This window comes from Streptomyces sp. NPDC007095, assembly GCF_040634475.1.
In the GTDB taxonomy this organism is placed as follows: domain Bacteria; phylum Actinomycetota; class Actinomycetes; order Streptomycetales; family Streptomycetaceae; genus Streptomyces.
On the sequence record NZ_JBEYFS010000341.1, the window covers coordinates 1 to 8,511 of the forward strand.

Genomic DNA, 8,511 nt, shown 5'->3' on the forward strand with positions numbered 1-8,511 from the left:
GCCTCAAGCGCTACGTCATCCGCGAGGTCTACCACCTGCTTCGGCCCGCCCCACGGACAGCCTCGGCAGCGAGTTGACAACTATAGGAGCGTCAACGCCCTCGCGGAAAATCTGTGGATGCTCGTGAAGACGGAGTGCGCCCGTGACCGCGTCTTCGCGACCAGGTCCGAGGCGAACCTCGCGCTCTTCGGGTACAACGACGGCTTCTACAACAGCGGGGCCGGCCCCGGGGCTTGTGCTGGCGGCGCAGGGGATGGGCTGGATCGGTACCTGGTCGACCGAGGTTCTTCCCTCGACGCCGGCCCGGCCCTCAGGGCCAGTACGGCTGTTCTCACTCCCTATGTGACGGGCCCCTTCAACAAGAGCCGCGCAGCGCGGCGACACAGAGTTCACCCACCCCGCAAGGGTGCGGTCCTGCGCCAGGAACGGCTTTACCACTCGCATGTCAAGGAGTGGAGGGCCACCCGGGATGCCGGGGCCCTGGAGGGGTTCCCGTAGTAATCGCCGAAAAAACAACGGATATCCCTGACCTGCGGTGATGTGGCCTGGGGATGGTCGGCTTGGTCGCGCAGATGGGCAACGGCCATGGCCGGCTTGGCATCTGATACGCCGCGATGTGGCCGTTTGCCTGACCGTGTCCCGCCGGGGCTTCTACGGTGTGGCGCACGGTGCCCACGAGACGTGGGCGGTTGCGGTGGAGGTCCCGGGTGGCGACCCGTGTGTTCGCGGATGACGAGCTGGAACGGCTGCGGGGCTTCCCCGAGATCAACAAGGAAGAGCTGATCCGGTTCTTCACGCTGACCCCGGCGGACGTGGGGTTCATCGACCCGGGGCGTGGCCGCAGTCCCAAGGACCGGATCCCGGCGCGAACCCCAGCGCCGCCACCCGATCCTGCTGACGGTCCTCGCGCAGTCGGCCGCCGATGTCCTGGACGAGGTCATCGGCCTGTTCGACCAGGCCGTCTCGGCTCGGGAGAGCCGGGCGCGGACCAAGATGCGCGACGCTCTGGCGGCGCGGGCCGCGGCCGGGGAGGGGCGCCAGGCGCTGCTGGACGAGATCCTGCCGGTGCTGCTGGATGTGGCCATCGCGGACGAGGAGGTCGGAGGACGGCTGCGGAACACCATCGGTATGGAGCGGCTGCGCGCCGCGATGGCCGGGGCCGTGCCCCGGTTGCCGCGAGATCACGGACATCTGGCGATGCTGGACGACTCCTACTCCTACCTGCGGCAGTTCACCCCGGACGTGCTGCGGGCTATCTCCTTCAAGGGCGGCACCGGTGCGGAGTCGCTGATGGAGGCTGTGAAGATCCTAAAGGAGCTGAACGCGACCGGGGCGCGGAAGGTTCCGGACGGGGCGCCTACGGACTTCGTGCCGGTGCGCTGGGCGGGCTACCTGGAGCAGGCCGCGAAGTCCAGGGACGTCACGGCCTACCGGCACTTCTGGGAGCTGACGGTGCTGCTCGGTCTGCGCGACGGATTGCGGTCGGGCGACGTGTACGTGCCCTCGTCCAGGCGCTACGCCGACCCGGCCTCCTACCTGTTCACCCCCGAACAGTGGGCGGGGCAGCGGGACCAGTTCTGCCAGCTGGTCGGCAAGCCCGCGTCGGCCAGGGCCGCGCTGGAGGGGTGCAAGGAGGAGCTTCAGGCGGCGATGGGGGACCTGGAGAAGGTCTTGGGCAACCGCAGGGCGGGCACCGGCGAGGTACGGCTGTCGGACAAGGGGGAGCTGATCATCCCTCCGCTGTGTGCCGAGGACGTCCCGGCCGAGGCCGCCTCGCTGCGCGACGAGCTCTCCGAGCTGCTGCCGCTGGCCCCGATCGCCTCACTGCTGGTGGAGTTGGACCGCCGCACCGGGTTTTTGGACTGCATCACCCGCGCCGGTGGGAAGCAGTCGCGTTCCCCGGAGCTCAAGCGCAACCTGCTGGCCGTCCTCATAGCCAACGCCACGAATCTCGGGCTGGTGCGGATGGCGGAGGCGTGCGGGATCTCCTACGACATCCTGGCCTGGACCCAGGAGTGGTACATCCGGGAGGAGACCCTGGCCGCGGCGAACGCCGCGATCGTGAACTACCACCACCGCCTGCCGATGACCCAGGCGTTCGGCGGCGGCACGCTGTCCTCCTCGGACGGGCAGCGGTTCCCGGTGCAGGGCAAGTCGACCACCGCGCGAGCGATGAAGAAGTACTTAGCCGGACAGGGCCTGTCCACCTACACCCACGTCTCGGACCAGCACTCGACGTTCGGCACGAAGGTCATCGTGGTCACCCGGCGCGAGGCCCAGTACGTACTGGACGAGATCATGGGCAACAAGACCGACCTGCCGATCACCGAGCACGCCACCGACACGCACGGGGTGACGCTGGTCAACTTCGCGCTGTTCGACCTGGTGGGAATGCAGCTCTCACCGCGGATCCGGGACCTGGGGAAGATCACCCTGTACCGGATGGACCCGCAGCACGACGTCAGCAGGCACTGGCCGGTCGCCGGTCCGCTGCTGACCCAGAAGATCAATATGGGGTTGATCGAGGAGAACTGGGACGATCTGCTGCGTCTGGCCGCATCGATCAAGTTCGGGCACGCCACCGCCTCGCTAATCGTTGGCAAGCTCTCCGCGTCCTCGCGGCAGAACGCCCTGGCCGCCGCGCTCAAGGAGTACGGGGCGCTGCGGCGTACCGTCTACGCCGCCCGCTACCTGGCGGACGAGACCTACCGCCGTAAGATCGCCCGGCAGCTCAACAAGGGCGAGTCTCTGCACTCCCTGCGCCGGGACCTGCACTACGCCCACCAGGGGAAGATCCGTGAGCGTTTCCTGGCCGGGCAGAGTGAGCAGGCGTGGTGCCTGACGGTGCTGACCAACTCCGTGGTGACCTGGACCACGGAGTACTACGGTCTGGCCGTCGCGCGGATGCGGGCCGAGGGCCGGGCAGTGGACGACGAACTGCTGGCGCACATCTCCCCGGCGCACAGCGAGAGCGTCAACTGCACGGCACGATCAATGTCGAGGTCGACACCGAACTCGCCAAACTCGATCCGGCCGGCTACCGGCCGCTGCGTTCCCAACGGCCGGAGCGTGCATAGGCCGGGTGAGCGGCCTGCCCTCGGACACGCCGACGCCGGTTTCTCCTTGATCCGGGTCATGGGCCGGGAGGGGTTCTTCCACATCCGGGTCGCGCGGCCATAACGCCGGCTCCAGTCCTCGGTCGCCGACCTCGCCGAACCCCGGCGGATGGCCACTTGGTGGCGTTCGCCGCCGCGATGCGGAACCGGGCCGCGGACGAGGCGATCGAGGTCTTCGACATGCTGATGTCCGACCTGGCCCGCACCCCAGCGAAGTGTCAGTGGTGGCCCATAGCATCTCGGCCATGACGAGAACGGCACAGACGTACACCTATCTCCGTCCCTCTGCCGTGCGGGGCACGGCAGAGGGACGGAGCATCGGCCTGGAGACCTCCGGCGGCGCCACCCCGGCCGGACAGGAAGCCCATCCGCGCTTCTTCAGCGGCTTCCTGACCCACCCCCAGGCCACCGCCGCCGGACTGCTGTGCGTCGCGGATATCGCCGCCGCCCGCTACTACCAGCCGCAGCTCGACTACTGGCGCGACCCGGTCGTCACCGGGAACGGGGACCGGCTGAGGTTCGAGTCGTTCTCCGCTTGCTGCGGGGTGTACGCGCGGCTCGACATGCTGGGCGACGCCCTCGACGGCGATATCGGGCACGGCACGACCAACGTCGACGTCAACAGCCCGCTGCGGGACGCCCTGACCCGGGTGGGCCCGAGCGATCCGCTGCGTCTGGAGGTCGGGCCCGACGAAATGACCGTCACCACCTTCGACGGGCCAGTGATGGAGAAGAAGGTGCCACTGCCCGAGCGCTGGCTGCGCGGCTTCGCCGAGACCCAGGTGATCGCCGCCGGCTTCGACCTGCGGGCCGAACTCCCCACGGCCGAGGCCGTGCGTTTCCTCCGCGCGCTGCCACGCCCCAGCACCACCCGCGGCGCCTCCAAGGGAGCGCGCTGGGTCGTTCCGGCGGGCCGCTCGCTGCGCGCCACCACCCGGCCCGTCCCCGGCGCGGTCTGCCTGCCCGGGCCCGAGCGGCTGACCGCGCTGACCCGGGTGCTGCGCCATGCGACGGGGCTGCGGATCCACGGCCCGGCCGTCACGGCGGGCAACTGTCCGGTGGCGAGCGCGTGGGAGATCGGACTCCCCGGGATGCGGCTGACCCTCACCCTGTCCGCGGACACGACACGGGGCTTCTCCGGCGAGGGCGGCGTCCTCGACGCCCTGGCGGCGGACGAGTCGGCCGAGGACGCCGACCTGGTGTCCGTGCTGCTCGCCTGGGACCCCGCCGTCGACATCGCCGATCTCGCCGCGCAGTCCGGGCTGACCCCGCAGCGGGTACGGGCCGCGCTCACCCGCCTCGCAACGGCCGGACGCATCGGCTACGACACGGCGGAGGCGACGTACTTCCACCGGGAGCTGCCGTACGACACCGCACGGGCCGAGCGGGACAACCCCCGGCTGCGCGCCGCCCGCGCCCTCGTCGACGCGGGCGCGGTGCGCCTCGACGGCGAGACGGCCACCGTCACCGTCGAGGACCACAGCCACCGCGTGAGGTCCGCCGAAGGGCGGCTGACCTGCACCTGCCGCTGGTGGGCCGAATACCGCGGCGGACGCGGCCCGTGCAAGCACGCCCTCGCCGTCCGCATCGCCCGCCGCGCGGCCGCGCCCCGTACGACCGCCACCGCCCAGGACAACGCCGACACCCCCACCGGAGCCACCCGATGACCTTCACCTACGACTTCCCCGACTACCGGATCCCCGACGGGACCGCGGACGGCATCCGCGCCCTGCTGGACGCGGTGCGCGAGGGCCGCGTCGAGGACATCCCCAAGCTGGTCGGCGCCCTGACCGACGCCGAGCGGCGGAAGGGGCTGCCGGTGCTCAAGCAGTGGCGCAAGGACACCCCGGAATTCTGGCGGGGCGAGGGGCACCTGCTGGTGCGCCAGGGGCTGCTGCTCGCCGGGGCGGGGTGCTGCACCGGCGCGGCGGCCGCGGCCCAGTGGCTCACGAGCCGCGATCTGTGGTGGGCCGGGCCCGAGGATCCCCAGGCGGTCGTCGGCGTGATGGGCGACCGTGCCCCCGAGTGGCTGGCCGAGGTGGCGCGCCGGCTGGCGGAGCGCCGCATCGTCGGCGGGTGGGAGTACGGGCTGATCAAGCGGCTGTCGCTGATCGCCGGCTGCGAGCCGCCCATGACGGACAGCTTCATCCTCGGCTGGGAGAGGGACATCCCGGAGCGGGGTAAGACGATCGAGGAAAGGCTGCGGGACGATCCGTTCCTTGAAGCGGCCGTCCCCCGGCTCTTCGAGGTGGACGAGGCCGGCTCGGACTTCCAGTACACCCGGGACACCGACCCCGGATGGCCCGACGCGCTCGCCGCACTCGCCCGGGAAGGACTGCTCAGCCGCGAGATGCTGGTCGAGGGCTGTCTGTCGCGGCTGCTGCGCGGTGGCAGGCTCGGCATCGTGAAGGGCTTCCTCGCCCTGCTGACCGCCCTGGACCTGACCGCGGACGAGCGGGAGGCGCACACCCTCACCTGGGTACGGATGCTCTCCGGCGGGCACTCGCTGGCGGCCGCCCGCGCCCAGGAGAAGCTGGCCGAACTCGACGAGGCGGGCCGTCTGGAGACCGAGCACCTGGTCGAGGCATCCAGGGCCGCCCTGTTCCGGCCCGAGAAGAAGATCGTGCGCGCCCAACTGGCCATGCTCGACAAGGCGATCAAGCACGACCGGTCTCTCACGGACGAGCTGCTGCCGGTGACCGCCGAGGCCTTCGGCCACGAGGACCACAGCCTCCAGGGCAAAGCCCTCGCCCTGGCCGTCCGCCACCGCAAGCACGCGGGCGACGCCGTCCTCGCCGAACTGGCGGCGAGTGCCGAGCTGCTCCCCTCCGACCTGCGTGAACGCGCGGTCGAGGCGTTCGGTGGCGCCGTGGCCGACGAGGAGGCCGATCCGCCCGCCGCAGAGGGCGACGTCCTGCCGCCCGTGCCGTACCCCGAGCGCCTGGATCCCGCACCGCTCGCCCCTGCCGAACTCGCCGAGGAGGTCGTCGCGCTGCTGCGCGGCAAGGGCACCCCGGCGCAGGAGGAGCGGGCGCTGAACAGCCTCGTGGTCCACGCCCACGCCGACCTGGCGGGGCTCCGCACGGCCCTGGAACCGGTCGTCGCAGCGCACCGGCAGCCTGCCTCATGGCTGAGCGACAACGTCTTCGCACAAGCGCTCGAAGCTGTCGTCATGTTCGTCATGGGCAAGGGTGCGGAGGAGAAGATCCGCACCCTCCGCATCCAGTCCGGCCTGGGCGCCCTCCGTTTCTGGTTCCAGGAGCACCAGTGCCCGCACACGGCGATCTGGTCCGTCTGCCTCAGCCGCGTGGCCGAGATCGGGGCGCGGCTGGAATTCGGGGACTCCTTGCCGTTCCTGTTGGCCACGCCCACCTGGACGACGGGGACCATCGACCCGTCGGAGCTGGCGGCCCGGCTCGCCGCGTATGAGGACTCGGGCACCGAGCCCGGCCCGGCGGACCTCGACCAGGCCCTGCTGCGGCTGGACCGGGAGGTGCCGCTCGAAGCGCGGGCCGCGGCGGACCGGCTCACCTCCCCGGCGGGGCGGCGGCTGGCCGCCTGGCTCGCCTCGGGCGGCCTGCCCGATCCCGCCTTCTCCCGGGAAACCGAGCGGCTGAGGCTCAGGACCCCCCGCCCCGGTGTGCTCGTGCGCACCGAGGCCCTTCCCGGGCATGAGGACTATCCCGAGCCGTTCCGCTCCCTGCTCGGCGCGCATCGCCCCATCAGCGATCCGTGCAAGTGCGGGGGCGGCGGGCAGTGCACCCCGCAGGCCCTGGCCCTCCTGCCCCAGCACCGGGAGATCATCGCGGCACGGATGCTGTCGGCCTTCTCGGCCCTGGCCGACTCCGACCACCTCGGTCACGGGGTGCCCGTGCTGCCCGCGCTGGCCGAGTCGGGCGGCCCGGCCGGAGCCGCGACCCATCTGCTGGTGGCGTACGGGCTCGGGGCACGGCGCTTCGAGGAACAACTCTTCGCGGTGGACGCGATGCTCGTGCTGGCCGCTCGCGGACAGCTCGACGCGGAAGGGCTCGGCCGGGACATCGCCGAGCTGACCGGCCTGCGCCGCCTCAAGTTGAAGCGGGTCGTGGCGGCGCTGCAGGAAGCGGCGCGCACCGGTGCTTACGCCACGGTGTGGGCAGTGTTCTCGGGCGCCCTCCCCGGGCTCCTGGCGGGAGAACCGGCACCCGCCGGCGGCGCTCTGCTCACGCTCGCGGCCGACTGCGCGGAGCGGTCCGGGGCCCGTGGCGCGATACCGGAGATCGACGAGCTGGCGGCGCGCAAGGGCTCATCACAGCTGATCAAGCAGGCCCGGCGGCTCAGGGCGGCGCTGAGCCGCGACGCCTACTAATAAGTAGGGTGCGGGACTGACGGACGGAGTCCTCCATAAAGCCCCAGCGGTGCCCGACCATCACTCGGCTGTGGTCGTCCAGGAAAGCGAACAACGCAGATCCACCACATGCCGCGGGTCCTGAACCCCCGGTTCCGTGTGTCACAAGCATGGATGTGACACAGGAGGCCGACCGTCGACACATGATCGCATTGCCGCAGATCGCACTGTCTCAGAAGCTGGTGTCATAAGGCTTGGTCAAAACCTGCGTCACGGCGTCAAGTTATGGGACAGTCGCGGGATGGATCTTGCGTACTGCCGTGTAAGCATGACCGCTCAGGACCTCGACCGGCAGATCGACGCGATGCGGGATGCCGGCGTCGCCGAGGAACACATCTACGTCGACAAGCGCACCGGCGCCAACATGGAACGCGAGGGCTTGAGGGCTCTGCTTGGCTTCGCCCGTCCCGGGGACCGGATCAACGTGCTGACGCTGGACCGGCTTGGCCGGAACATGCGCGAGACCCTGAACCTCGTGCACGACCTCACCGAGCGCAGTGTCTTCCTGCATGCGGGTGATCGCTGCCGTGGCCTTGGCCAGGGCCAGTTCGAGTCGGCTGCGCTGGCGGGTGGCGGGGTCGCTGGTGCGGGCGCGGTCCAGCCGCTTGTCGATCTCGGACCGGATCAGGTGCGGGTCGGCGATCATGCCGATGATGTGGTCCCGGACGAGGGTGTCGAGGTAGTCGGCGCGGACGGGCTTGTTGGTGCAGACCCGGCCTCCCTCGTAACGGTAGTCGTCGGAGCCCAGGCACCGGTAGTAGTAGATCTTCTTGCCTGAGGTGGTGGTGGTCGAGGTGCGGTAGTAGCTGTATCCGCAGTTCACGCAGGCCGACAGGCCCTGGAGCAGGGAGGGGACCTTGCTGTTGCGCGAGGCGAAGCGCTTGTTGTCGGCGAGTCGCTGGGCGGCGCGTTCGAAGGTGGCCGGGCTGACGAGCGCGGGGACGGGGATGGTGATCCACTCCTCGCGGGGCCGGTCCTCGTACTTGACAGCGCGTGGGGTGGTGCGGC

4 protein-coding genes and 2 pseudogenes are annotated in these 8,511 nt (G+C 70.6%); 5 read left to right on the plus strand and 1 reads right to left on the minus strand.

Translation table 11 applies throughout. The features are described 5' to 3' along the window. Positions 1-117: 117 nt before the first annotated feature. The 5 genes and pseudogenes from ABZ656_RS53860 to ABZ656_RS53880 form a co-directional block, all read left to right on the plus strand. Positions 118-498: a hypothetical protein gene (locus ABZ656_RS53860; RefSeq protein WP_101408536.1), complete on the plus strand. Its 381-nt coding sequence runs from the start codon at positions 118-120 to the stop codon at positions 496-498. A gap of 336 nt (positions 499-834) precedes the next feature. Beyond that, a complete protein-coding gene (locus ABZ656_RS53865) occupies positions 835-3,180 on the plus strand; it encodes a Tn3 family transposase (protein WP_360279477.1) in 2,346 nt (781 codons plus the stop codon). A gap of 181 nt (positions 3,181-3,361) precedes the next feature. Then, entirely contained in the window at positions 3,362-4,783 is a 1,422-nt protein-coding gene (locus ABZ656_RS53870; RefSeq protein ID WP_360279480.1) for an SWIM zinc finger family protein, read from the plus strand. Further along, the gene (locus tag ABZ656_RS53875; RefSeq protein ID WP_360279483.1) at positions 4,780-7,464 is read left to right on the plus strand and encodes a DUF6493 family protein; all 2,685 of its coding nucleotides are present in this window, start codon (positions 4,780-4,782) and stop codon (positions 7,462-7,464) included. Before ABZ656_RS53870 ends, ABZ656_RS53875 begins: the two co-directional genes overlap by 4 nt. 343 nt (positions 7,465-7,807) lie before the next feature. Further along, a pseudogene (locus tag ABZ656_RS53880) lies at positions 7,808-7,957 on the plus strand (recombinase family protein); the annotation flags it as partial. A 258-nt stretch (positions 7,958-8,215) separates the two neighbouring features. Here the strand turns inward: ABZ656_RS53880 and ABZ656_RS53885 are convergent. Next, positions 8,216-8,326, minus strand: a pseudogene (locus tag ABZ656_RS53885) (hypothetical protein); the annotation flags it as partial. Between the last annotated feature and the right edge of the window lie 185 nt (positions 8,327-8,511).

Bases quoted from the DNA above. Each gene is read 5' to 3' on its own strand.
- ABZ656_RS53875 (WP_360279483.1), top strand. From the start codon at position 4,780: ATGACCTTCACCTACGACTTCCCCGACTACCGGATCCCCGACGGGACC.
- ABZ656_RS53870 (WP_360279480.1), top strand. From the start codon at position 3,362: ATGACGAGAACGGCACAGACGTACACCTATCTCCGTCCCTCTGCCGTG.
- ABZ656_RS53860 (WP_101408536.1), top strand. From the start codon at position 118: ATGCTCGTGAAGACGGAGTGCGCCCGTGACCGCGTCTTCGCGACCAGG.